General features: G+C 45.1%; 25 protein-coding genes. 17 read left to right on the top strand and 8 right to left on the bottom strand.

Annotated elements, in window-relative coordinates:
- Nucleotides 1–90 precede the first annotated feature (90 nt).
- The 3 genes from ABHV44_RS12415 (at nt 91) to ABHV44_RS12405 (ending at nt 2,352) form a co-directional block, all read left to right on the top strand.
- Nucleotides 91–1,062: a putative metal-binding motif-containing protein gene (locus ABHV44_RS12415; protein ID WP_459075020.1), complete on the top strand. Its 972-nt coding sequence runs from the start codon at nt 91–93 to the stop codon at nt 1,060–1,062.
- 16 nt (nt 1,063–1,078) lie between these two features.
- A complete protein-coding gene (locus tag ABHV44_RS12410) occupies nt 1,079–1,720 on the top strand; it encodes an O-methyltransferase (protein WP_459075019.1) in 642 nt (213 codons plus the stop codon).
- 95 nt (nt 1,721–1,815) lie between these two features.
- Nucleotides 1,816–2,352: a hypothetical protein gene (locus tag ABHV44_RS12405; protein WP_459075018.1), complete on the top strand. Its 537-nt coding sequence runs from the start codon at nt 1,816–1,818 to the stop codon at nt 2,350–2,352.
- An 86-nt stretch (nt 2,353–2,438) separates the two neighbouring features.
- On the opposite strand, the gene sucC is transcribed toward ABHV44_RS12405, so the two are convergent.
- Nucleotides 2,439–3,650: an ADP-forming succinate--CoA ligase subunit beta gene (sucC, locus tag ABHV44_RS12400; protein ID WP_459075017.1), complete on the bottom strand. Its 1,212-nt coding sequence runs from the start codon at nt 3,648–3,650 to the stop codon at nt 2,439–2,441.
- 149 nt (nt 3,651–3,799) lie between these two features.
- Between sucC and ABHV44_RS12395 the strand changes: the two genes are divergently transcribed.
- The 7 genes from ABHV44_RS12395 to ABHV44_RS12365 all read left to right on the top strand — a co-directional run bounded on the left by ABHV44_RS12395 (nt 3,800) and on the right by ABHV44_RS12365 (nt 12,413).
- Nucleotides 3,800–4,228 carry a DUF2141 domain-containing protein gene (locus ABHV44_RS12395; RefSeq protein ID WP_459075016.1) on the top strand — a complete coding sequence of 143 codons (429 nt, stop codon included), beginning with the start codon at nt 3,800–3,802 and terminating at the stop codon, nt 4,226–4,228.
- Between the two features lie 49 nt (nt 4,229–4,277).
- Nucleotides 4,278–4,931, top strand: a complete 654-nt coding sequence (locus tag ABHV44_RS12390; protein ID WP_459075015.1) for an ABC transporter ATP-binding protein — start codon at nt 4,278–4,280, stop codon at nt 4,929–4,931.
- Nucleotides 4,932–5,021: 90 nt separating this feature from the next.
- Nucleotides 5,022–5,912: a T9SS type A sorting domain-containing protein gene (locus tag ABHV44_RS12385; RefSeq protein WP_459075014.1), complete on the top strand. Its 891-nt coding sequence runs from the start codon at nt 5,022–5,024 to the stop codon at nt 5,910–5,912.
- 434 nt (nt 5,913–6,346) lie between these two features.
- On the top strand, nt 6,347–6,820 hold the full coding sequence (locus ABHV44_RS12380) for a MarR family winged helix-turn-helix transcriptional regulator (protein ID WP_459075013.1): 474 nt from the start codon (nt 6,347–6,349) through the stop codon (nt 6,818–6,820).
- A gap of 123 nt (nt 6,821–6,943) precedes the next feature.
- Nucleotides 6,944–9,349, top strand: coding sequence for a 3-hydroxyacyl-CoA dehydrogenase/enoyl-CoA hydratase family protein (locus tag ABHV44_RS12375; RefSeq protein WP_459075012.1), 2,406 nt, complete (start codon nt 6,944–6,946; stop codon nt 9,347–9,349).
- A 23-nt stretch (nt 9,350–9,372) separates the two neighbouring features.
- Nucleotides 9,373–10,548, top strand: a complete 1,176-nt coding sequence (locus ABHV44_RS12370; RefSeq protein WP_459075011.1) for a thiolase family protein — start codon at nt 9,373–9,375, stop codon at nt 10,546–10,548.
- Between the two features lie 68 nt (nt 10,549–10,616).
- The gene (locus ABHV44_RS12365; RefSeq protein ID WP_459075010.1) at nt 10,617–12,413 is read left to right on the top strand and encodes an acyl-CoA dehydrogenase family protein; all 1,797 of its coding nucleotides are present in this window, start codon (nt 10,617–10,619) and stop codon (nt 12,411–12,413) included.
- Nucleotides 12,414–12,482: 69 nt separating this feature from the next.
- On the opposite strand, the gene ABHV44_RS12360 is transcribed toward ABHV44_RS12365, so the two are convergent.
- Together ABHV44_RS12360 and ABHV44_RS12355 are read right to left on the bottom strand one after the other, a co-directional pair.
- Nucleotides 12,483–13,451 carry a T9SS type A sorting domain-containing protein gene (locus ABHV44_RS12360; protein WP_459075009.1) on the bottom strand — a complete coding sequence of 323 codons (969 nt, stop codon included), beginning with the start codon at nt 13,449–13,451 and terminating at the stop codon, nt 12,483–12,485.
- 369 nt (nt 13,452–13,820) lie between these two features.
- Nucleotides 13,821–14,789, bottom strand: a complete 969-nt coding sequence (locus tag ABHV44_RS12355) for a T9SS type A sorting domain-containing protein (RefSeq protein WP_459075008.1) — start codon at nt 14,787–14,789, stop codon at nt 13,821–13,823.
- 169 nt (nt 14,790–14,958) lie between these two features.
- Here ABHV44_RS12355 and ABHV44_RS12350 point away from each other — a divergent pair, with 169 nt between their 5' ends.
- On the top strand, nt 14,959–15,768 hold the full coding sequence (locus ABHV44_RS12350; protein ID WP_459075007.1) for a DUF1206 domain-containing protein: 810 nt from the start codon (nt 14,959–14,961) through the stop codon (nt 15,766–15,768).
- A gap of 5 nt (nt 15,769–15,773) precedes the next feature.
- On the opposite strand, the gene ABHV44_RS12345 is transcribed toward ABHV44_RS12350, so the two are convergent.
- Genes ABHV44_RS12345 through ABHV44_RS12335 form a run of 3 tightly spaced genes read right to left on the bottom strand, consistent with a single transcriptional unit; the run spans nt 15,774 to nt 17,082 of the window.
- Nucleotides 15,774–16,115: a DUF5615 family PIN-like protein gene (locus tag ABHV44_RS12345; protein WP_459075006.1), complete on the bottom strand. Its 342-nt coding sequence runs from the start codon at nt 16,113–16,115 to the stop codon at nt 15,774–15,776.
- Nucleotides 16,115–16,336: a DUF433 domain-containing protein gene (locus tag ABHV44_RS12340; RefSeq protein ID WP_459075005.1), complete on the bottom strand. Its 222-nt coding sequence runs from the start codon at nt 16,334–16,336 to the stop codon at nt 16,115–16,117. Before ABHV44_RS12340 ends, ABHV44_RS12345 begins: the two co-directional genes overlap by 1 nt.
- A gap of 47 nt (nt 16,337–16,383) precedes the next feature.
- Nucleotides 16,384–17,082 carry a Dph6-related ATP pyrophosphatase gene (locus tag ABHV44_RS12335; protein ID WP_459075004.1) on the bottom strand — a complete coding sequence of 233 codons (699 nt, stop codon included), beginning with the start codon at nt 17,080–17,082 and terminating at the stop codon, nt 16,384–16,386.
- Nucleotides 17,083–17,150: 68 nt separating this feature from the next.
- Here ABHV44_RS12335 and ABHV44_RS12330 point away from each other — a divergent pair, with 68 nt between their 5' ends.
- Complete coding sequence (locus ABHV44_RS12330) at nt 17,151–17,408, top strand: hypothetical protein (protein ID WP_459075003.1); 258 nt, start codon at nt 17,151–17,153, stop codon at nt 17,406–17,408.
- Between the two features lie 174 nt (nt 17,409–17,582).
- On the opposite strand, the gene ABHV44_RS12325 is transcribed toward ABHV44_RS12330, so the two are convergent.
- Together ABHV44_RS12325 and ABHV44_RS12320 are read right to left on the bottom strand one after the other, a co-directional pair.
- The gene (locus ABHV44_RS12325) at nt 17,583–18,314 is read right to left on the bottom strand and encodes a shikimate dehydrogenase family protein (RefSeq protein ID WP_459075002.1); all 732 of its coding nucleotides are present in this window, start codon (nt 18,312–18,314) and stop codon (nt 17,583–17,585) included.
- 274 nt (nt 18,315–18,588) lie between these two features.
- Nucleotides 18,589–19,515, bottom strand: a complete 927-nt coding sequence (locus ABHV44_RS12320) for a DUF1853 family protein (RefSeq protein WP_459075001.1) — start codon at nt 19,513–19,515, stop codon at nt 18,589–18,591.
- Nucleotides 19,516–19,606: 91 nt separating this feature from the next.
- Between ABHV44_RS12320 and ABHV44_RS12315 the strand changes: the two genes are divergently transcribed.
- From ABHV44_RS12315 to ABHV44_RS12295, 5 genes are all read left to right on the top strand, one after another.
- On the top strand, nt 19,607–20,737 hold the full coding sequence (locus ABHV44_RS12315; protein WP_459075000.1) for a hypothetical protein: 1,131 nt from the start codon (nt 19,607–19,609) through the stop codon (nt 20,735–20,737).
- Nucleotides 20,730–22,196 (top strand): T9SS type A sorting domain-containing protein, encoded by a 1,467-nt coding sequence (locus ABHV44_RS12310; protein WP_459074999.1) that lies wholly within the window; start codon nt 20,730–20,732, stop codon nt 22,194–22,196. Before ABHV44_RS12315 ends, ABHV44_RS12310 begins: the two co-directional genes overlap by 8 nt.
- A 71-nt stretch (nt 22,197–22,267) precedes the next feature.
- Nucleotides 22,268–22,534, top strand: coding sequence for a hypothetical protein (locus ABHV44_RS12305; protein ID WP_459074998.1), 267 nt, complete (start codon nt 22,268–22,270; stop codon nt 22,532–22,534).
- Nucleotides 22,531–23,214 (top strand): OmpH/Skp family outer membrane protein, encoded by a 684-nt coding sequence (locus tag ABHV44_RS12300; protein ID WP_459074997.1) that lies wholly within the window; start codon nt 22,531–22,533, stop codon nt 23,212–23,214. The genes ABHV44_RS12305 and ABHV44_RS12300 overlap by 4 nt, the downstream gene beginning before the upstream one ends.
- Nucleotides 23,215–23,217: 3 nt before the next feature.
- Nucleotides 23,218–23,766 (top strand): DUF4924 family protein, encoded by a 549-nt coding sequence (locus ABHV44_RS12295; RefSeq protein WP_459074996.1) that lies wholly within the window; start codon nt 23,218–23,220, stop codon nt 23,764–23,766.
- The last annotated feature ends 142 nt before the right edge of the window (nt 23,767–23,908 follow it).

Genomic DNA, 23,908 nt, shown 5'->3' with positions numbered 1-23,908 from the left:
AACTCATTCGCAATTCTTGCGTAGAAGATTCATACCGCCCTATTGAAAACCAATTTTCAATTTCGTTTCTTTAGAAAAAATTTAGCGAGGATGGCCATTTTAAAATGGTTACCGTTGGCGGTAGCTTTCATCAGTTTGTCTCTTTTATCTTTCCCGGCAGCGGGACAGGATGGAAACTGCAATGAAGCCGACCTCGATTACCTCTCCGAAAATCTTGACTTTGTGCAAAGCCTGGTGGCCTCTTGCGGAACGAGCTGTCTGCAGCAGCCCGATCCCGAAGCTTGCCTCCAGGAGTGCCTTCAAACGCAAACTCCTCTTTCTGTGAGCTGCATCGAATGCTTTAATGAGCAGATGAACTGCGCCATCCAAAATTGTTTCTTCCCTTGTGGTCTCGGCACCGAAGAGGACTGCGCTGCCTGCCTCGAAGAAAACTGCATCGATGCATTTTTTGTGTGTGCGGGAATTGTCGACAACGACAACGATGGCTTTACCAACCTCGAAGATTGTGACGACATGAACCCGGCCGTGAATCCCGAGGCTGAAGAAATTTGGTACGATGGTGTCGATCAGAACTGCGATGGTCTTTCAGATTTCGATCAGGATGGCGATGGCGAAGACAGCGTGGAGTTTGGCGGATTGGATTGTGACGACCAAAATCCAGAATCGATTGACGAGGCATTTATTGCTTATACCGATCAGGACGGTGACGGATTTGGATCACCTCAAGACTCGATTGTCACTTGCACACTTGAAGAAGGCTTTTCGTTGAGCAACACGGATTGTAACGATTCTGACGAAACGATTTACCCCGGAGCACCGGGAACTGCCGAAGGAATCGACAACAACTGCAATGGGTTTTTGGACGAAGACGAGCTTCCCGAAGGAGGATGTGTTCAGGACCTGGATTCTAACGGATCTATCAACTCCGCGGATCTTTTGCTCCTACTCTCCGATTTTGGCTGCGATGGAAACTGCACCTACGACCTAAATACCGACTCAGAAGTGAATGCCTCAGATTTGTTACTCTTTCTTTCCGTAATTGGAAGTGAATGCGACAATTAAATATTTTAGAAGACAAATGGACTTTTTAGACGAAAAGCTTGACGATTACATCAGCAAGCACACCACCCCGGAAACTGAAGCTCTTCACAACCTCAACCGAGAAACCCATCAAAAAATACTACAACCGAGAATGCTCTCAGGCCATGTTCAGGGCCGGTTTTTGAGCTTGATCAGTTACATGGTTCGCCCAAAACGGATTTTGGAAATTGGCACGTACACCGGCTACTCAGCCATTTGTCTTGCAGAAGGGCTTGCCGATGGCGGCATCCTCCACACCATCGACATCAACGATGAGCTGGAGCCGATTCAGGACAAATATTTCGCAGCGGCTAAAATGGAAGAGCGCATCACGCGCCATTTTGGCGATGCCCTGGAAATCATTCCAAAGTTGGACGAAAAGTGGGATCTGGTTTTTATCGATGCCGACAAGACTAACTACCTCAACTACTACAAGTTGCTCATCGATAAACTGCCGAAAAACAGTTTTATCCTGGCCGACAACGTGTTGTGGAGCGGAAAGGTGGTCGAGGAAGTTTCTCCAAACGACAAAGACACTCGGGCACTTTTGGAATTCAACGACTTCGTTCAAAAGGACGACCGGGTTGAAAACGTGATGCTTCCCCTGCGTGATGGGGTAATGGCCGTGCGGAAACTCTGAATAAATTTTTACGTAAGGAATAGGATAAACCTGACAAACTATATGCATTGTTTGAATAACTTTGCGCTGTTGACCTTACTATTTAACGCCTATTCATGTCTAACTCAAGATTCATCCTTGCGATAATTTGTTCGCTGTTCGTTTTAGTGAGTAATTCTGCCCTCTCACAAAACTCTTCGATAAACTTGCTACTTCGCGGCCAGACACTGCAGGAAGACAGCCTGGGTCGCGAGCACAGTGTGCCTGAAGTAGTAATAACTGTAATAAACCTCTACTGCGACACAACCCTTCACCACAGCTCTTCAGACGGAACTTATACGATGCGCCTGCCATCGAATGACCTTTACTTGCTTTGTTACCAGAAAGAAGGGTACGAACGAAAATCGATCATGATCGACACGAGGAGTATCTCGAAGCGATTGGAAAAAAACGGCTACCAGCTTGAGATTGACATCGTGATGATTCCTTCAGAAAATCCTGAAGAGCAGCAAGATTGCAGACCTGTAGCCATTGCAGACTATCACTTCCTGAAAAACGAAATGGTTTTTAGCAAAATCGATGACTACGAAAAACTCCTCACCCAACTGGAAGAGTGGCAAGAAGAAGCTGTGAAAGAACGGGAAGAGTATTAAATCTCAGAAATACTGAGGCATCAAACAAAAAAAGTCCCGATGAACGAATTCACCGGGACTTTCAGAAAATTTTATTTATCAGTCGACTAAGACAATGCTTCTTTCACTTTGTCGGCAGCTTCCTGAAGAAGGATTACTGACTCGGCTTTCAAGCCCGACTCATCGATGAGTTTCTTAGCTTCTTCTGCGTTGGTTCCCTGAAGGCGAACAATCAACGGCACTGGCATCTCGCCCATGTTTTTGTAGGCGTCCACAATTCCCTGTGCTACACGATCGCAACGAACGATTCCTCCAAAAATGTTTACCAAAATGGCCTTCACAGATTTGTCGCTGAGGATAATGCGAAACGCTTTTTCAACACGCTCGGCATTTGCTGTACCTCCCACATCGAGAAAGTTTGCAGGCTCACCACCAGAGAGCTTGATGATGTCCATCGTGGCCATTGCAAGTCCGGCTCCGTTCACCATGCAGCCAACGTTTCCATCGAGCTTCACGTAGTTGAGTCCAGCTTCGCCAGCTTCCACTTCTGTTGGATCCTCTTCGGTTTTGTCGCGCATTTCTGCGTAATCTTTGTGACGGTAAAGCGCGTTATCGTCAAGCGTTACCTTACTGTCCACCGCGATAATTTTATCGTCAGAAGTTTTGAGTACCGGGTTGATCTCAAACATAGAAGCATCGCAACCTTCGTAGGCCTTGTAAAGAGCCATCACGAATTTCACCATCTCTTTGAAAGCCGTTCCGCTGAGGCCGAGGTTGAAGGCAACTTTGCGCGCCTGAAATGGCTGAATCCCAACTTTAGGATCAATTTCTTCTTTGAAGATCAGGTGAGGTGTTTTTTCCGCAACCGTCTCGATGTCCATGCCACCTTCGGTAGAATACATGATGATGTTGCGACCTTTTCCGCGGTCGAGCAGCACAGACATGTAGATTTCGCTCGGCTCGCTGTCTCCCGGATAGTAAACGTCCTGTGCGACAAGCACCTTGTTCACTTTCTTTCCGTCTTTGGAAGTCTGAGCTGTCACCAGGTGACCACCGAGGATGTCTTTTGCAATTCCCTCAACCTTATCGAGGCCTTTTGCGAGAACAACTCCGTGAGATCCGGTTTCAGTAACAGTTCCTTTACCGCGACCACCAGCGTGAATCTGAGCTTTCACTACAGCCCACTCTGTGCCAGTTTCTTTTCCTAGTTCCTGAGCAGCTTTTGCAGCTTCCTCTGGGGTGTCAGCCACTTTTCCTTCCTGGATGGCTACACCAAAACTTTTTAAAATTGATTTACCCTGATATTCGTGAATGTTCATTTTTTCGTGGAATTTGCCGCCAAAAGTAGAAGCTTTTGAGGGGATTTCAAAGAATGTGCTCCATTGAATGAAAAGAGCTCCGAAAGGCAACAAAAATCACCTTCCTCTGTTTATCACTTTTGAATTTGAAAACAGCAAAATCGCTTGATATGGCTAATGTATTTTTTATTCTGACCTCTTTTCTCTTTAGCTTCAGTAACACTGCCACTGTTGAAGAGAAGCACACCCTTGAAGTGACTTTCACCAACATTGAAGATGCGGCTGACGGTAAACTTTTAATTGCGGTGTACAACACAGAAGAAACATTCCTGGACGAAGAAAAAACCTACCGTGAGGCCATTCTCGAACCTAAGTCTGAAAAAATCACTACGACTTTTAAAGGTCTTGCGCCCGGACGCTATGCCGTGGCGGTGATCAACGATCAGAACGGCAATGAAGAAATGGATCTCAACATGCTCAACATGCCCACGGAGCAGTATGGATTTTCCAACAATCCATTTCTGATGGGAAAACCCAAATGGAAAGACTGCAGCTTTGAACTCTCGCAAAGCATGTCGATCACCATCGAGATGGAATAGATCATTCTGCTGCTGTTGTAAAAAGAGAATTCCTATCATTGCACTTCCAATGCTGACTGCAAAAGACATACACAAGAGCTACGGCTCACTGGAGGTGCTCAAAGGCATCGACCTTGAGATAAAACAGGGTGAAATAATTTCCATTGTGGGAGCTTCCGGTGCCGGCAAAACAACACTCCTTCAAATTCTCGGAACACTCGACAGAGCCGACAAAGGGATTGTAGCCTACGATGGCACAAACACTCAAACGATGTCGGCCAAAGAGCTTTCGAAGTTCAGAAACGAACACATCGGTTTTATCTTTCAGTTTCACCACCTCCTCCCCGAGTTTACAGCTTTGGAGAATGTCTGCATTCCAGCTTTCATCGGCAAAAAGAGCCGCAAAGAAGTGGAAACCCGTGCTCTCGAGCTGCTCGATTTTTTGGGAGTGAAAAGCAGAGCCTCACATAAGCCATCGGAGCTTTCTGGTGGAGAGCAACAGCGTGTGGCTGTGGCCAGATCGCTCATCAATCAGCCAAATGTAATTTTTGCTGACGAGCCCTCTGGAAACCTTGATTCGGCCAACGCCAAAGAACTCCACGACCTGTTCTTCAAACTGCGTGATGAGTTCAATCAGACTTTCGTAATCGTTACCCACAACGAGGAACTAGCCGCCATGGCCGACCGCGAAATCGAAATGATTGACGGCAGGTTGAAGAAGTGAGCTCCTTTGTGAATCCAGGGATTCGAAAGAATTGGAGTTTTTGAAAGAATAGATTTTCTTAGTTTTAGAAAATCACTTTACAAAAATGCCATGTCTAAATTATACCCTTTTCTACTTTTAACTATCATAATAACATCCTCATCAGGCCTTCTATCCCAGACACCTTCACCAGAATCATTCCCAGAATCTGATGCACGCTGGATAAACGCAATCTACAGCGGTAATGGTTATATTTTTGAAAGTACCAATTACTGCATGGACAATGAAGACACCTTGATCAATGAACTGTCTTATTCCAAACTTGACACTTGCCTGGGTGGATACAAAGGTGCACTCAGGAGCAATTTGAATAAAGTCTATTTTGTCCCAAAAGATTCGACTGCTGAATTTCTTCTGTACGACTTTGGCGCACAAACTGGAGACACCATTCAGGATGTATACTTTGAATCCGACTTTTTACCAGAAGTTTTTTTGGCAGATGTACTCATAATAGGAGGAAATCCTGACGCTGAACAATGGCTGATAACGATTATCGAGGAAAATGGAAATCAAGCGAAGAATGATATCTGGAAATTGAATATTGGCAGTGTAGCAGGACTGTTCAGTCCGCCATGGGATTGGCTTGCCGATGGCGGATACCCTCAACTCATCTGCTTCAGCACAAATGATTCTATCTTTCACCCTATGGGAAAAGACGGCCCCGGACAATGTGCCCTCGATTTATCAATAGAGAAGAATTCACCAGAAGAGTTCAGTCTCTATCCCAATCCCACGTCAGGAGAAGTCACCCTCAACTTCCCTCCAGGATTGAAGCCACAAGAAATTGAGGTGAGAAATGCGATGGGAAGAGTTGTGCAGAGTGATTGCGCGATTCACGGTTCAACAATCAAAATCGATTTGAGCCATTTATCCTCTGGGATGTACTTCCTTAACCTGAGATTTGAAGGCGAGGTGATAAGCAAAAAAATCATTAAAAATTAACCGCATGCAGCTCACGATGCCAATGGCATCGAATATTTGTAGCTTATTGGATTTACCCGATTTATTTTCGACCCCAGCGAGGTCGCATCCACTCTTTTTATCAGTTACTCTGACATTCAGGAAACATTCGACCCACTCCGGGGTCGGCAGGAATAATAGGCGGCTGACTACAAACATTGGAACCGCTGGGTTTCGCGCCCTTCAATTCGACAATCAATTTTAGTGGGACTTGATGTCTGTCGTACCTACGGCACTCTCCTCAATCCCTTAACCCCCTCCTTGCCCTCCGAAGCTTCAGCGTAGGAGGGAATCCCAAATTTCCTCTTTTTGTTATGCGTGCATAACATATTTTTCCTACATTCGTAACCGTCACAAGGTTTTAGAAATTCTTCATTTTTTCTTAAAGCTTTGTACTGCCTGATCAACTTACTTTTATGAAACCAGAAGAAACGCTCGATTTTCACATCCGATGGGCCTGGACAAAGATTTCCAGACTCTACAATTACGAAGCCGCCAAATTTGGAGGCACCATGTCAATAGGATTTGTGCTGTTGAATATCGACAAAGAAGGAACACCTTCCACCAAGCTCGGGCCCAAAATGGGGATGGAAAGCAGAAGCCTAACAAGGACGCTGAAATCAATGGAAGAGAAAGGTCTCATCGAAAGAAAAGCCGACTCAAAAGACGGCAGAATGGTGCGCGTGTTTCTCACCAAAAAAGGAAACGAAATGCGAGAGACTTCGAAAGAAGTTGTGCTTAGGCTGAATGAAGCGCTTCAAGAAAAGATTCCTCAAGGAAAATTGAACACCTTTTTTGAAGTGATGGAAACGATCAATCTCACGCTTGATGAAAACAAAATTTTTGAACAAGAAGTGAGCGGAGTTTCTAAAAACGGCAAAGAACACTAGCGTTTAAGAGAAGGTCAGAAAAACTGAACAAACAACCATAGAAATCAAACGGTTAACAATATAAATTTAGCAATCCACCCAAATGACTTTTGACAAGTCTGGGGCAAAAAATAAAATCCAAATATGAAGAGACAAATCAACAAAGTGGCTGTCCTCGGTTCGGGAGTAATGGGATCGCGCATTGCGTGCCATTTTGCCAATATCGGCCTCGAGGTACTTTTGCTCGACATCGTTCCTCGCGAACTCAACGAAAAGGAAAAAGCAGCAGGAAAATCGCTCGAAGACAAAGACGTTCGAAACCGCATCGTCAACGAGTCGCTCCAATCGGCTATCAAATCGAACCCTTCACCCATTTATAAAAAATCTTTTGCCGACCGCATCACCACCGGAAACTTCGATGATGACATGGCCGGCATTGCCGATTGCGACTGGACCATCGAAGTGGTTGTTGAGCGCCTGGACATCAAGCAAAAGGTTTTCGAAAACGTTGAAAAGCACCGCAAGGAAGGAACGCTAATCACTACCAACACTTCGGGAATCCCTATCAAGTTGATGACTGAAGGAAGAAGCGAAGATTTCCAAAAACATTTCTGCGGAACGCACTTCTTCAATCCACCTCGCTACCTCGAGCTGTTGGAGATCATCCCGGCTCCTACCACCGATCCTGAAGTGATCGATTTCTTGATGGAGTACGGTAGCAAGTATCTCGGAAAAACGACCGTACCCTGTAAAGATACTCCGGCATTTATCGCCAACAGAATTGGAGTTTATTCCATTCAGTCGCTTTTCCACATGGTGAAAGACATGGGATTGTCAGTGGAGGATGTCGACAAACTCACCGGCCCCGTGCTAGGGCGCCCAAAATCGGCAACTTTCAGAACGTGCGATGTTGTTGGACTCGACACGCTCGTGCATGTGGCCAACGGAGTTCGCGAAAACTGTCCCGATGACGAGCGTCAGGATGTTTTCGAAATTCCCGACTACGTCCAAAAGATGGTGGACAACGGCTGGCTGGGAAGTAAATCCGGTCAGGGTTTTTACAAAAAGATTAAAGACGACCAGGGCAAGAGTGTGATTTTGAGCCTCGATCTCGATACGCTCGAATACTCTGAAAAGGAGAAAACCAACTTCCCTACTCTTCAGACTACAAAAGGAGTTGACGATTTGCACAAGCGCGTAAAAATGCTCTACAACGGCCAGGACAAAGCCGGAGAATTTTACCGCAAATCGTTCAACGGACTTTTCCAATACGTTTCGAACCGTATCCCTGAAATTTCAGATGAGCTCTACAAGATCGATGACGGTATGCGTGCCGGATTCGGTTGGAAACTCGGTCCTTTCCAAAACTGGGACGCAGTGGGCGTAAAAGCCGCTCTCGAAAAAATGGAAGCCGATGGCCAAAAGCCCGCTCAGTGGGTTTACGACATGCTCGACAGCGGAGCCGAAACTTTCTACAAGCTAGAAAACGGCACGAAGAAATTCTGGGATATCGAATCGAAAAGCTACAAGGTGATTCCCGGACAGGAAGACCAGGTTGTTCTCGCCAACATCCCGGATGAGAAAGTACTCTGGAGCAATTCCGGTACAACCATTAAAGATCTTGGAGATGGAATTCTCAACATCGAGTTCCACACTAAAATGAACACCATCGGTGGCGAAGTAATCGAAGGCCTCAACAAGGCGATCGACATGGCAGAAGCTGACTATAAAGGATTGGTGGTTTCCAACGAGGGAAACAACTTCTCGGCAGGTGCCAATGTGGGAATGATTTTCATGATGGCCGTGGAGCAGGAATTTGACGAGCTCGAACTGGCTATCCGCACTTTCCAAAACACGATGATGCGCATGCGCTACTCGGCCATTCCGGTTGTGGCAGCGCCACACCAGATGGCACTCGGTGGTGGTTGCGAACTTTGCATGCATGCCGACAAGGTGATTGCTCACGCAGAAACTTACATGGGACTCGTGGAGTTTGGTGTGGGAGTAATTCCCGGAGGTGGCGGAACCAAAGAGTTTGTTACCCGCCTCAGCGATGAACTCAAAGACGGAGACATTCGCGTGAACCAACTTCGAAACAGGTTCCTGACCATCGGACAGGCCAAAGTGAGCACCAGCGCCCACGAAGCTTTCGAGCTCGGTTACTTGCAAGAAGGAAAAGACGAAGTGATCGTGAGCAGAGCGCATCAGGTGGCTTACGCCAAAAATGCCTGCCTGCAGCTCGCCAACAAAGGCTACTCCATGCCGGCAGAGCGCACCGACATCACAGTGATGGGCCAGGAAGGACTCGGCATTGTGTACGTTGGAGCCAACAGCATGTTCTCCGGAAACTACATCTCGGAGCACGACAAACTGATTTCCGAAAAGCTCGGAGAAGTGATGTGCGGAGGCGACCTCTCCGAAAGACAACAGGTTTCTGAACGCTACCTGCTCGACCTCGAAAGGAAAGCTTTCCTCGAGCTCTGCATGCAGAAGAAAACGCTAGAGCGACTGCAGAGCATGGTTCAAAAAGGAAAAGTGTTGCGCAATTAATCACCCAAAAAAGACAGTAAAAGATGAACGCATATATAATTGGCGGATACAGAACCGCAGTAGGAAAAGCACCTCGAGGAATGTTTCGCTTTAAGCGACCAGACGACCTCGGTGCAGATGTGATCAAACATTTGATGAAAGATTTTGACGGACTCGAGCCAGACATGGTCGATGACGTGATTGTGGGTAATGCCACTCCCGAAGCCGAGCAAGGTCTCAATCTCGGCCGCATGGTTTCACTCATGGGGCTCGACACGGAAAAAGTGCCGGGAATGACAGTGAATCGTTACTGCTCCTCAGGCCTCGAAACCATTGCCATTGCCTCGGCTAAAATTCACGCGGGCATGAACCAATGCATCATTGCCGGTGGAATTGAAACCATGTCGCCCATTCCTTTTGGCGGATGGCGAATTGTGCCGAACGCGAAGGTTGCCCAAAAGCACCCCGACTGGTATTGGGGAATGGGACTCACTGCAGAGGCTGTTGCCAAAGACTTCAACGTTTCTCGCGAAGATCAGGACGAGTTTGCACTGCAATCTAACCTGAGAGCTGCGAAGGCTATCAAGGAAGGAAAGTTTAAAGACCAGATTGTGCCGATCGACATCGAAGAAGTTTACCTCGATGAAAACGAAAAGCGCCAGGTGAAAAACTACACGGTAGACACCGATGAAGGTCCGCGCCCAGACACGTCAATCGAAAAGCTCGGAAAACTGCGCCCTGTGTTTGACGCCAAAGGGACGGTAACTGCTGGAAACGCCAGCCAGACTTCAGACGGAGCTGCTTTTGTGATGGTAGTTTCCGAAGAGATGCTGAAGAAACTGAACGTTGAGCCGATTGCTCAAATCAAGAGTTACCACGTTTCTGGCCTCGAGCCGCGAATCATGGGAGTTGGACCGGTTTACGCAGTGCCAAAAGCTGTGGAAAAAGCCGGACTAAAAATGAACGATATCGAGCTTGTTGAGCTCAACGAAGCTTTTGCCAGTCAGTCGCTGGCAGTAATCCGCGAACTTGGCCTCGATCCGAACTTGGTTAACGTAAACGGAGGAGCCATTGCACTCGGTCACCCACTGGGATGCACTGGTGCGAAACTCACGGTTCAGTTGATTGATGAGATGAAAAAACGCGGCCAGAAGCGCGGTGTGGTGACCATGTGTGTTGGTACGGGACAAGGTGCAGCAGGCGTGATTGAACTGATGTAATCGTCTTTTAGAAAAATAAAAAAGATTCACCAGGCTGAGCTTTGGGTTCAGTCGCAAAAACGATAAAAATGAGCGAGACAAAAGATAAAAAGAAGACTCTCAGTGGCGGTGAGTTTCTCATCCGCGACATAGATGCCGAGAGCATTTTCATTCCTGAAGAAAAGAATGAAGAACAACAGATGATGATGCAGACATGCGAAGATTTTGTGGAGCAAAACATCACTCCCAACCTCGACCGCATGGACAGCATGGAAGAAGGATTTATGCCCAGCTTGCTCGACAAAGCAGGTGAACTGGGCATGCTCGGAATTTCCGTTCCGGATGAATACGGTGGGATGGGAATGGACTTTGTCACTTCGATGCTCTGCACCGAGGCACTTGGTCAGGCCTATTCTTTTAGCGTTTCTTATGGAGCGCACACAGGAATCGGGACTCTGCCCATCCTCTACTACGGAAACGAAGAGCAAAAGAAAAAATACATTCCAAAGTTGGCAACTGGTGAGTGGAAAGCTTGCTACTGCCTCACGGAGCCAAGTGCCGGTTCGGATGCCAACTCGGGAAAAACCAAAGCCGTGCCTACCGATGACGGCAAGCACTACATCCTGAACGGACAAAAAATGTGGATCACCAACGGTGGTTTTGCCGATGTGTTCACTGTGTTTGCAAAAATCGAAGACGATGAAAACCTGAGCTGCTTTATCGTAACAAAAGACATGGGCGGCATCAGCCTCAACCCCGAGGAAAAGAAAATGGGAATCAAGGGTTCATCCACTCGCCAGGTGTTTTTCAACGATGTGAAAGTTCCTGCAGAAAACCTACTCTACGAGCGCGGAAAAGGATTCAAAATCGCGGTAAACATCCTGAACATCGGCCGAATTAAACTGGCCGGAGGTGTTTTGGGTGGAGCCAAAGGAACCACTACCGACTCGGTGAAATACGCCAACGAGAGAAGCCAGTTTGGCCGTCCGATTGCGAAGTACGGTGCCATTCGCTTCAAGCTCGCTGAGCAGGCCATTCGCAGCTACGCGCTAGAGTCTGCTACTTACCGCGCCACACAGGACATCGATGGGTTAATGAAATCACTCCAGGAAGGTGGCATGAGCAAGGAAGAGGCAACGCTTAAGGGAATTGAGGAATACGCTCCCGAGTGTGCTATGCTGAAAGTCTTCGGTTCGGAAGTGTTGGACTACGTGGTAGACGAAGGCGTTCAGATTCACGGGGGAATGGGCTTCTCAGCCGAAACTCGCGTGGAACGCGCTTACCGCGATTCTCGTGTAAACAGAATTTTCGAGGGAACCAACGAGATCAACCGCATGCTCACTGTGGACATGATTTTGAAGCGTGCGCTCAAAGGAAGAATCGACCTGATGGGACCTGCCATGGAAGTGGCCAACGAGTTGACTTCGATTCCAGAGATGGGCGGTGCACCTGACAACATCTTCGACCAACACAGAAAGTATGTGAAGAACTTCAAGAAAACGGTGCTGATGGTTGCCGGATCTGCAGTTCAGAAGCTTTCTGAAACGATGGCCAAAGAGCAGGAGATTTTGATGAACGTAGCCGACATGGCCATTCAGACTTATGTTGCCGAGTCGCTGCTTTTGAGGGTTGAAAAGCTCGCTGGACAAAAAGGCGAAGACGCTGTGAAAGAGCAAATCGAGATGATGAAAGTTTTCATCTACGATGCAGCCGACCGCATCAACAAAGCGGGTAAAGACGCGCTCTTCTCCTTTGCCGATGGCGATGAAATGAAAATGATGATGATGGGACTGAAACGCTTCACGAAGATCGATCCGTTCAACGTGAAAGAATCGCGCAGAGTGGTTGCAGCGAAAATCATCGATGCTAACAAGTATCCTTTCTAAAAGACGAGATGAGTGAAACTATAAAACCCTGGCGAGAGAATTCTTGTCAGGGTTTTTTGATTGAAGTCCCTAATACTTCACAAATCGCCCGGTGACCAGGCTTTCTCCTGACTCTACCGATAAAATGTAGACACCTGCTGCCAGATGGTTTGTGTTAATCAGTTCTTCGGGCAGAACTGTTCTGGTCTCCAGCACTCTACCCGACTGATCGAAGATGGTGAGCTGACTGCTCTCCGACAAGCCTCTTAATCGAATCTGATCGGAACCGATTCGTTCTATCTGTAAAGATTCATTCTCTGGTTCCGATACCTTATTCCATAGATCACAAATTGCGGGATCAGTGGCAACGCAGACATCCTCGATGAAGTAATATGACTTAAAAGAATCCATATCAGGATTGCCATTTAGATAGGCAGTTTCACATGAGTCCGCATCAAAGAAGTTTCCTATCGCCATATATTGATATGTTGAATCTGCTTCTACCCATCCAGATACTTTCACCCAATTAACAGAATCAATCATTAATTCAGTTTCATAAAGGTGAGCATTGTTTGTTACTGGCATTTCTTCATCTATGAAATCATACTCGTGGTTTGTGAATAGAACTCCTAATCGATTGCTTGCACAGTCACATTGGTAATGAAAACCACCTCCGAAGGCCCTGTTCCAGTAAAACTCAACGTAATACTCTTCACCTACTTCAAGAGGGGTTATTAATTCTACACCAAGAATCTCTCTGTTGTTATTCGTAGTTAACCCAATCAACCCTGCATACCCCGATCCACTCCGAGCATCTTGAAAACTAACTTCATTTATGGGTACCCCCATATAGTTGCTAGAGTCGCAAACATTGAAATAGTCAGGCGTTACTCTCCAAGAGTTCCATGCAGTTAGCCGTTCTATCTGCGAAATATTATCCGGGCACATGTAGTAATCTTCAAAGTGTCCATTGGGCACCAGATTTTGGTCTTGCTGAGCAAAACTTAATGAAGCTATGAGGCAGCAAAGTCCAAGGGAAAGGAAATAGCGATAAAACAAGACAAGGTGTTTTAATTTGTAAATATTAGTTAGTTGTCACGTTAAGGCTGTGAAGAGGCCGCCACTGTTTCGGAGTGGCAAGCGTGCTGTGTTAGGTTTCAAAAACACAACAGGTGAAGTTTGAAATGCGCCCTTAAGTAGGGCTAAGTCGGATGTTCAGCGATAAGACACCCGCGTGACCTGTTTTTCAGTTTGCGGGGGGGGGGGTAGGTTTTTAATCATGGTTTTCGTGTTGTACTGAGGGTTAAGTTAGTAAAAGATTTTGAGAAGCCAAATAGTCATCTAGCTACACTCTTCTACTTATACTTGCAGCATAAGTGCAACAACCCCTTTTCTGCTCATCAGAAATTTCGGATTAGTCGACTTTCTCTAATACTTCACAAATCGCCCAGTGACCAGGCTTTCCCCTGACTCTACGGACAAAATGTAGATCCCGGCTGCCAGATGGTTTGTGTTAATCAGTTCTTCGGGCAGAACTGTTCTTGTCTCCAGCACTCTACCCGACTGATCGAAAATGGTGAGCTGACTGCTCTCCGACAAGCCTCTTAATCGAATCTGATCGGAACCGATTCGTTCTATCTGTAAAGATTCATTCTCTGGTTCGGATACCTTATTCCATAGATCACAAATTGCGGGATCAGTGGCAACGCAGACATCCTCGATAAAATAGTATGAGTTAAAGCTAACACCACTCTCGGAATCATGATAATCCAGACTACAATTCTCAAAGTCGAAAAAATTACCTATCCCTAAATGAGTGTAATTGTCATCTGCCGTGAACCATCCGGAGATTTTCACCCAGGAGGTACTGTCGGATATTATCGACTCTTCCACTATCTGAGCCGAATTATTGACTGGAACAGGATTCTCCATAAAGTCAAACGACTGAGTAAAAAATTGTGCTCCCATTTTATTTACACTGCAATTGCAATTAGTGTTGTAAAGACCTCCAAAAGTTCTGCTGACAAACATTTCAAAATAGTAATCTTGCCCTAGTGTCAAGGCTGTGTTTAATTCAACTCCAGCTATTTCTCTTAAATTATTCTGAGTAATTGCGGTCATTCCGATATAACCTTCTCCACTTCGTGCATTCTGATATCCCATTGCAGAACTTAAAGGAACGCCAACAAAAGATGTGCTGTCGCAAGAATTGAAATAGTCAGGGGTAACTCGCCAAGACGTCCAGTGGGCTAATCGATCAATCTGCGAGATATCATCCGGACACATATAGTAATCCTCGAAATGACCATTCGGCACAAGATTTTGGTCTTGTTGTGCAAGTACAGAAGAGCACAAGAAAAAGCTTAGGATGACAAAAGGCAGACGAGATAGATTCAAGGCTGATAAATTTTAGGAAAAGAAGGTAGTGAATTTTAGGAAATACGATTTCCTAGTGGGTTACAATCATTAATAAGCAGCTCCAATGAAAGGCAATTTAAGTCGATCTAAGACACTGCCTGAACTTTTGTCGCACAGCATTCTTTAATGCTTATCGAACTGAAAACAAATGAAAGACACCCACAAAGACAAGGTCGAGGTTTTGCGGCAAACAGGCTACTACGCCAAAGGTTTGGTTTATTCTCTAATTGGTTTACTCACCGCAATGGCCGTCTTCGGTCTTGGTGGAGATATCGAGGGTAAAAAAGGAGTCGTGCATTTCATGATGGCACTTCCTCTGGGAAAGATCCTGGTTGGACTGGTCGCCATTGGCCTTGTCTGCTACTGTCTTTGGAGAATTTACGAGGTGATTGAGGATCCAAACGGTGACGGTTCCAAAAATCGAATCCCGACTCGACTGAGGTATTTGTATTCCAGCTTTGTTTACGCTTTCATCGCTTACAACTTCATCAAGCCACTCGCAGAAACATTCTTCGACACCGATTCAGGAGAAGGTTCAAAAAAGAAAGCAGCGTTAGCCGAAATCCTGGCTACTGATTGGGGGCGCTGGTTAGTTGGAGCTATTGCTGTTTTGGTGCTACTGCAAGCTTTGTTTCAGTTTAAGTTGAGCATTAGCGGCAAGTTCATGAAAAAGCTCAATGACGAACCCGACTTCAAACATGTCTATCACACCGTGAAAAATTTCGGCCATGCAGGTTACTTCGCCAGAGCTGTAGTTTTCTGTATTCTAACTTATTTTCTCTATGAAGTAATCCGTTATCACAATGCAGATCAATTCAAGGGATTCGATGGTGCCTTTCGTTGGCTTCTTGAAATGGACTATGGATCCATTCTGGTAGGAATTGTAGCATTGGGATTTTTGGCCTACGGTATATTCAATATGGCCGTAGCCCGCTACGCCAGCATTCTTATCGACTGATTGAGTTAATCAATTTCAAGACAAGCGACCTCTTCAAATTTAGCGTCTACAACGAAATCCACAATCACATTTTGAAAGGACCTTAATTTCTCAGAAATGGAAGTTGTAGAGGTGTTTCCCATTCTCAGCCAAATTATTTTGGGAGGGATCCCTTTTATATTGGCCAATTCATAGAAGTCAGCATCAAAAGTAACAATGGTATAACCTTTTATTCTGGCAAAATCCCAGATCTGGATGTCAGTGGAATTTTCTAATCCAGCCTCTCTTACTTGAATAGATTCGGGAAAAATCTCCTTGATTTTTGGAATGATTCGAAAAGAAATATTCTGGTCAAAAAGCAATTTCACTAAGCGACTCTGATTTTGTTCTCACGATTGGCTGCATAAGCGAGGCAAGCGCGAATTTGCTCATCGTTTAACTCAGGGAAATCGGCCTTAATCTCTTCTATTGTCATTCCACTTGCCAACCAACTCAAAACATCGTACACAGAGATTCGAGTACCTGTCACACATGGCTTTCCGAATCTTACACTTGGGTCTATGGAAATATATTTTTTGAAGTTGACCATGTCAATACTATTTTGCTTGTTAAATATACGAGTTTAATTAAAAAGCTTTAAGCTGAAAATAACTCACAAAATAAAAACCGCTTCTCCCCTCCTTCATTAGTTGGATCGGGGTAGGACTTTTCAATTAACTCTCCTTTGTCCACTTTCACAGCTTTGTTGAAAATCGGGCCATCGTAAACGAAAGAATGGAACTCGCCATTTTCTCCACACGGATCGACTTCTTTTGGCAGATCGGCAAAGAATGAAGCGTCCATCTCTCGACCGCAAAAAGAAGCATCTAAAACGGAAAGGTCGACACACACGCAAATCGATTTAAATCCTACTTCGACAAATTCCCTGGCAAGTTTAGCCGTGTCACGGTGCCACAATGGAAATTCGGCTTCAAGTCCAACTTTGCGGATTTGTTCCTCGCGATACCTTCTGAGATCTTCGAGAAAAATATCTCCAAAAACAGCTTTCCGGTCGCCTGCCTCTATTCGCTTGTCCATGGCTTTTTGCATCACCCGATTGTAGCTCTCCATGTCTGCAGCATCCAGGTAGACTTTCTGCAACGGCACACCAATGGCCTCGGCTTGTCTGTCGAGCAGCTCCTCGCCCACTCCGTGCATGGTAATTCTCTTTTGAGGCATGCTGATGGTGGTGAGCAAAGTGGAAACTTTCGCACCTCGTTTCTGCAGTTCGTAAAGCGCCAGCGAGGAGTCCTTGCCTCCACTCCAGTTCATAAAAACGGTCTCTGTTCTTGCCATTTCGGTTGTCTTTTCAGAGATCAATTTTAATGTTTTATTGTTGTATTCTGCAAGATTGGTATAAGCTCATGACCGCAAAAGAATTCAACCTACTTACCAGAATGGAACGGTACGAAGCTCTCCGCAAAAACGGTGAGTTTGTGGTTTCGCGGTTTTTTGGCAGCTATAACGTCCATCTCTATCTGCTGGGCGACCTCAAAGTGGAAGTGTGGCAGCGACTCGGTTTTCGCACAATCGACTACATCGAGATCCTTACCAATAAGGATGCGCTGCAGGAGTACATGGATAATTTGGATCTAGATGGTGATTTGGGACTAGGTGACTAATGCGTCCTCGTCCTCCCTCCCCCTGCGGGTACTCCCTCCAGAGGGAGATAGCGCGCAGCTACGGAACATTGAAACATTAAGACCTTAATGACCCTTCACTCCTTAATTCTCTTCAACCTGTGCTGAACTTGTTTCAGTATGTTTTATAAAGCTCAGTTGTAAAGAATTACTTTCTCAACCCCCCCAAATTTCCCAGGCTTTTTCGGCCTGGAGGTGTAGCATGTTGATTCCGTTGGAAGTGAGTGCTCCTTTGGCTTTCCCGGCTTTTAGGAAAGCAGTCTCTTCCGGGTTGTAAACCAAGTCAAAGATCAAGTTGCGACCGGTCAAAAACTCGTAGGGAATCTCCGGCTTCTCCTCCACCTTCGGGAAAGTACCCAGCGGTGTCGCGTTCACGATCAACGGCCAGTGCTTTACTGCGTTCTCGTTGAGATCTTTGTAGCTCACCTGGCGCTCGCCTTCGGGGGTTCGCGAAACAAAAAGGCTGTCGATGCCGAGCTGACGCAGTCCGTAGGCCACGGCCTTTGCCGCACCACCCGTGCCCAGCACCAGTGCCCGCTCGTGGTGATTTGCCAAAAATGGTTTGATGGATTGACGAAATCCGTAGACATCGGTGTTGTGGCCGATCGTTTTGCCATCGCGAAAATCAATCGTATTAACTGCTCCGATCTTTTCGGCTTCATCGCTCAGTTCATCCAAAAAAGGAATCACAGACTCTTTGTAGGGAATAGTCACGTTGAGACCAGAAAACTCATTCTCCTCAATCAGCGACTTAAACTCACCGATTTCAGCCAATTCGTAAAGCTCGTAACCATGATCTGTCAGCCCTTCTTTTTTCCACTTCTCAGTAAAAAACTTCTGCGAAAACGAATGAGACAAACTTTTGCCAATGAGTCCGAATTTTTTCATGATGCAAGGATAGGGAAATGGGAGGTATGCTCCCTACCGGTCGCGAGAAAAGCCTCACTACATTCGGTTAGATAAGGTAGATATAAAGTTGCGCGGGTGATAGCCACTCCACAACTTTATTTCAACTTTGTCTCTGCTTGTCTCCAGAAATTTGATACACCACAACTCATCCACTAGAAGGAACAATGGCAAAAACGAGCCAACACCAAACAACCTTATCTCCACTTTTCACCATCGACCGAAGGAAGATTTACATCACGACTGAAAAGAATTTTCAGGAGCGTTCCGGCCAACTATTCCTCACCACAAACCCACGATTCACTTCAACCAGCCTTTCGCCTTGCTCCACCACCTGAACCAGCATCACTGATCGACCAAATTCTGACAAAAGTCCCTTTACTTTCTTTTTAACTTCTGTTGCATTCCACGTCTCTACTCTTTCGTCTACCGAGCGATTAAACAGAGCCAGCCAGCTTTTCTTCGGCAGCGCCACCCAGAGCGTATTTCCCTTGAAAAACTGATCTACTTCCTTCTCGAAAGCAAACCAGCCTGTCGGATAGCGACTTGTCGAATACTTTGGCGATTTTGCCTTTGCCATGTTTTTAAAATGATGAAAAAAGTAGCCCTTCATCATCAGCACCGGATCGGGCTTTTTCCATCTGTTTTCTTCGAGCACCTGCCTTCCGGCTTCGGTACTGAAAATCTCTAGCTGACGATCGAGCTTGTCCATTTTGTAGCGGAGTTTGTCTTTTCCATTTGGACCAATCCAATGACTCCACTGCGGTGAATTGTTGAAACCCAGGTAAAACTTGCAAGCCACTTCTAGGTGCATCAATCGGCCCGTTGCGAGTTCTTTTATCACGTAGTCGATTTCACCGTGAGTGCCGGCAGTAGAAGTCAACTGTCGGTTGGCCAGCAGCAACTCAAACTGCGAGCTGTTGGTAATCCAAAATTCCACCAATCGCTCGAAGCGTTTGCCGAGCAAAAGTTTGTGTTCGGTTTGCAACGCTTCTTTAAGCGGCTCGGGGTTGCTGTCGAGCTCGTGAAGCCAGTCGATGTGGAGGTTGTACTGCTCGCGAAACCAGGTTTCGTCCAGCACGTCAAACCGCTGTTTGGGAACGTGGCCGTTCATCAGCGGCACGCTGCCAATCACCCAGGCGAGCTCCGCTACAAGTTGGTTTTTGAAAAGTCTTTCGCTCATTTATTACGTTAAATTTCAATGCTTCACGATTTAAATGAAAGAATTTTTATTAAGTTAGAGCTGTATTCGAACTAACTAAAAAACTATATCTATGAACAACTCTAAGCTATTTTACTCAATATTGCTCCTTGCTTTTCTTGGAGTCACTAGTTGTGAAAAAGAAACTGAATTCAAGAAATCGAACAGTTATGACTTCTCAAAGGATCAATACTTGAATATTGACCCTGAAACTTCTAAAAGGTGGGTTGCTGAAACTGCAGAAAAATTTGAAAACCCAAACCAACGTAATTCTACAGAAACGTATACTTTACAAGAAGCTCTGTTTCTTTCAGAAGCATCATTAAACTTTTTGAGAGGTGAACCAGAGTCATTAGACACTCGAAATATTTCAAGGTATACCGAGAGTTTCTCACTGACGTCTTTTGATGAGAACGGGACTAAAATGATTCATGAGACGGATTTATTTCAGCTCATGTCTGAGGTTAATCAATTCATTGACAATAAATTGACAAGCGGATTTGGCGTCAACCTTGTCGACTTGCACATTAACTCAACAGGGAGTGGTGAAGTGACTTTGCTGGCGGCAGTTGACACCGCTCCAATTAATACGAACTGGATAGATGCGTTTAATGAGTTTGACCCTGAAGAAAAGTATTATTCTATTGGTATTCCGCAAGCTCAAAACCCTGCTCCTAATTGCTATAATCAACCATATAATGGTGGGTGTTCTTCCGCTACAAAAAGAAGTTGGAAAGCTATTAATTCAGAGTTGAATGAGTATTACTTCCCCCTTCTACAGCGCGAAGAAGAATACCACTTTGAGAATGTAACTATTCTTTATTGGGTTTCACATTGGGACTTTGCAACATTGTATCCAAATGAAAACTGCGTAGAAATTCCTTATGCAACTTGGGGCTGTCTCGATCACTTATGGCAAAATGAAGGAGTCTATTATTATAACAACTTGTATCCGCACTCTCAACCGTCTGAATTATTTGCATGTGTCACTGGTGATAGAATGAATACTTACATGGAAAAAGTCCAAGAATACTTAGCCTGGAGAATTGCTGAGAATCAAGCTCTTGGAATCAACAGAAATGCTGTGGCTTATCTAAACTACGTAGGTGACTGCACACCTGTAGCACCTCCTGGTGAGACTATAAATACTTATACAATGGGGCATAAATTCGAATACAAGCTTGGATTGAAGGTCTATGAATAATTGTAACCTCAAAAACCTCACGCTAGTTATCCTAATCTCATTATTCGCTAGATTAGTCGTTGGGCAAGACCTAGAACTAGCTTATCCAATTGACGGAGATTTTCAATCAAGGCAGTTCCTGGATGCTATTCTGATAAACGATAAGTCTTTTGTTTTGCACAATGAAATGGACTCTCTATTGACCATTGAGAAAATTGACATGGAAACGATGTCTTCTCAGTTAAGTGCCACATTTAATTTTCATGAACTATTCGGCACTCAGGTCGTCAACCTCGCAAAGGTCGTGGTAGTGGAAGATGAGCTTCACATTCTAGGAATCGTGACTCTACCTACAGAAACGAAACTCTACTTGTGTCGAATTACGGTCTCACAAGATTTACAATTGATCAATCATGACTTAACAGAATCAGAACTCTCCAATCAGGACTTTTATGAGCATTGGAAAATTCTTCAATTAGAATCGGGTGATTTAGTCCACGCAGGACTCAGACTCACTCCTGCGAACACTGATGTGTATTTGATGAAAACCAACAACAGTTTAGAGATTACTGGTTCAACCTGGGTAGATCAAGATTGGGAGGAGTACCCATTTTTCACAACCGGCTTCGCATCAGAATTGATAGGCAGCAATATTCATATTTCGATGATGAATGAAACGACAATTTTAGATTCTGACCTTCAATTTATTAATGAATATAATTTCAATCAATTTTACGATATCGGTGTACCGGCATGGAATTCTGTGTTCTTTAATAGCAGCATCAGCACTGGCGATCACCAATTCATTCAGTCCATGCGATTCACGGAAAACGAGGATCTGCTTTTCGACAATCATTTGTGGAAGATTGACGCATCGGGAAATGTGGCTGATTCTTTATTTATCGAGCTGCCTGAATTTGAAGCTCGTACGGTTTACCAAACTTTAAACCTTCACGCAAATGTTTTGGGGTTGGGATCAATGTTGCAAGACGAACACGATGGAAATCTGCAGGTCGGTAGTGGGTTGTTTTTTGCCACGATAGATACTTCACTTAACATTCTGTGGACTGATCATTTTTACGAAAGCTCAAATACATATCGACTCTATCGAGTATTTGCAAATGAACATGCTCTTTTGGGAATCGCTAAAGAATTCTCCTCCGACAACTCAGTTGAGCTCCTCTTCGTGAAATACGATCCGGCAGTAGTCGGTCTCAGCACAAACAACTTCAGTGCAAACAAAAAAGACATTCAAATTTTCCCAAATCCGGCCTCGGAAAGTGTGAAAATCAAGAGCGATGGCTTTTCTTTCAATCGCATCGAAATCAAAAATCTATCAGGAAAACTGGTCGAAGCGAAAGACTGCCTTCCAGCCAAAAGCGTTGCTGTCTATCTACAAAATTTCGCTGAAGGAATTTATTTCGTGACTGTTTCAAATGACGATCATCGGGAAGTCCAGAAACTCGTTGTTGCCAGATAGTTCACTGCTTTCTTTTTCTCTTTCTAATCTTGCTGAGTTAAGGACTTGGCATTCCCTTTCAAACCGTATCTTTGCAAAAAATTTTAGCGATGCGAGTAGTTGGCGATATCCCAGACGAGTTGATGAAAATCACACTGTTTAAGTGGAACGAAAAGTACCTGATCAAATTTGAGATCGGGCAGTTCGAACAGGTGTATAAAATCAACTCGGGTGAAGTGGCCGGCATTGAGGAGTTAAAGAAAATAGTTACCCCGGAATTTAAAGATTCGATCCTCGGCCGGTTTGTGCAAATGCGCACCGACTTTGCCGAAACATTCCAGAAAAATATCAACTCATGAAATCGAGTACACTTTCACTGATTTTAAATATCGTTCTGCTCATTGCCGTGGCCGTGCTTTTTGCCCGCGAGTTTACCGGTGAGGCTGAAGAAACCAAACCCGAAGTAGAAAAAACTGCCGAGCAGGAAGATCAACCTGAAGAGGTTTTGAAAGACACTTTGGACATCGCCTCGATCTACCAAAAAGACCTGGTGATTGCTTACGTAAACTCCGATTCGATTGACGCCAACTACAAGTATTTGAAAGAAAAAGAGGACGAACTTATTCAGCGAACTCGTCAGAGTGATGCCCGCGTAAAACGCGAGATGAACAAAGCTCAAAACCGTTACAACGAGTTGATGCAAAAAGCGCAATCTGGCGGATTCACTTCCGAACAGGAATACATTGATGCCGAAGCGGAAGTGGCAGAGTTGCAGCAACAAATAGAAAGGCTCAGAACTGAAGAAGCGAACTCTCTCAGTCAGGTGCAACGAGAATTGCAAATGCAGTTTTCAGAAAAAGTAAACGACTTTTTGGACCGCTACAGCGATGATCGCGATATCGACATCATCTTGAGCTACATGCCTGGCGGGCAATTGCTCTGGGCAAGCGATTCACTCGAAATCACTGAGGAAGTACTCGAAGGACTAAACCGCGAATACGAAGCCGAAACGGCACCTAAAAACCCTACGAAGGAGTAAGAAATGATTGTAGCCGAGCAAAAGAAAAAAGAAAACATAGCCGAATATATTCTCTTCATCTGGCAGATGCAGGACCTTGTGCGCGCTGCCAATTTCAAGAAAGAAATGGTAGAGGGATTTGTGCAATCTTATGCCGAGTCTGACGAAAACTACAAGAAAGAGAAACGCTGGTTTATGGAGCTCATGGCCGACATGAAAGATGAGGGCATTGAGAAAAAGGGAAACCTGAGCGAGATCAACGAGCTCATCAGCGAGATGTTCTACCTGCACAACACGCTGCTGAACGTTATCAAAGACAAAAAATACATTGAGCTATTTAGCGAAGCTCAACCCAACATGGCGGCCTACCTTCAAAAGGCAGGTGGATCTACTTCCAACGATGTGGAAACTTGCCTGACTGCACTTTACGGTTTGTTGGTTTTGCGACTCAAAAAAGCCGATATCTCCCAGGAAACCGAAAAAGCCATGGAAACCTTTAGCAGGCTCATGGCTTACCTATCGCAAAAATACAAGGCGATGAAAAAAGGTGAAATGAATTTTAATTTGAATTAGCCTGAAATCACTCCAGGTTTATTTTAGTCTCCTCAAGTGTGTTCAGGTCAATCAAAACAATGCTCGATGTTTGCCTGATTTCTCCTGAATAGTTTCCATTTTCCAGAGTAATCAATTCGCGATCTACTCTTTCGGCTATCAA

Origin of the sequence: Halocola ammonii (assembly GCF_049334165.1) — a bacterium.
GTDB lineage: Bacteria > Bacteroidota > Bacteroidia > Flavobacteriales_D > Sanyastnellaceae > JBEGHD01.
Note: the sequence above shows the minus strand (reverse complement) of the source record. Positions and strands in the feature narration are given on the sequence as shown.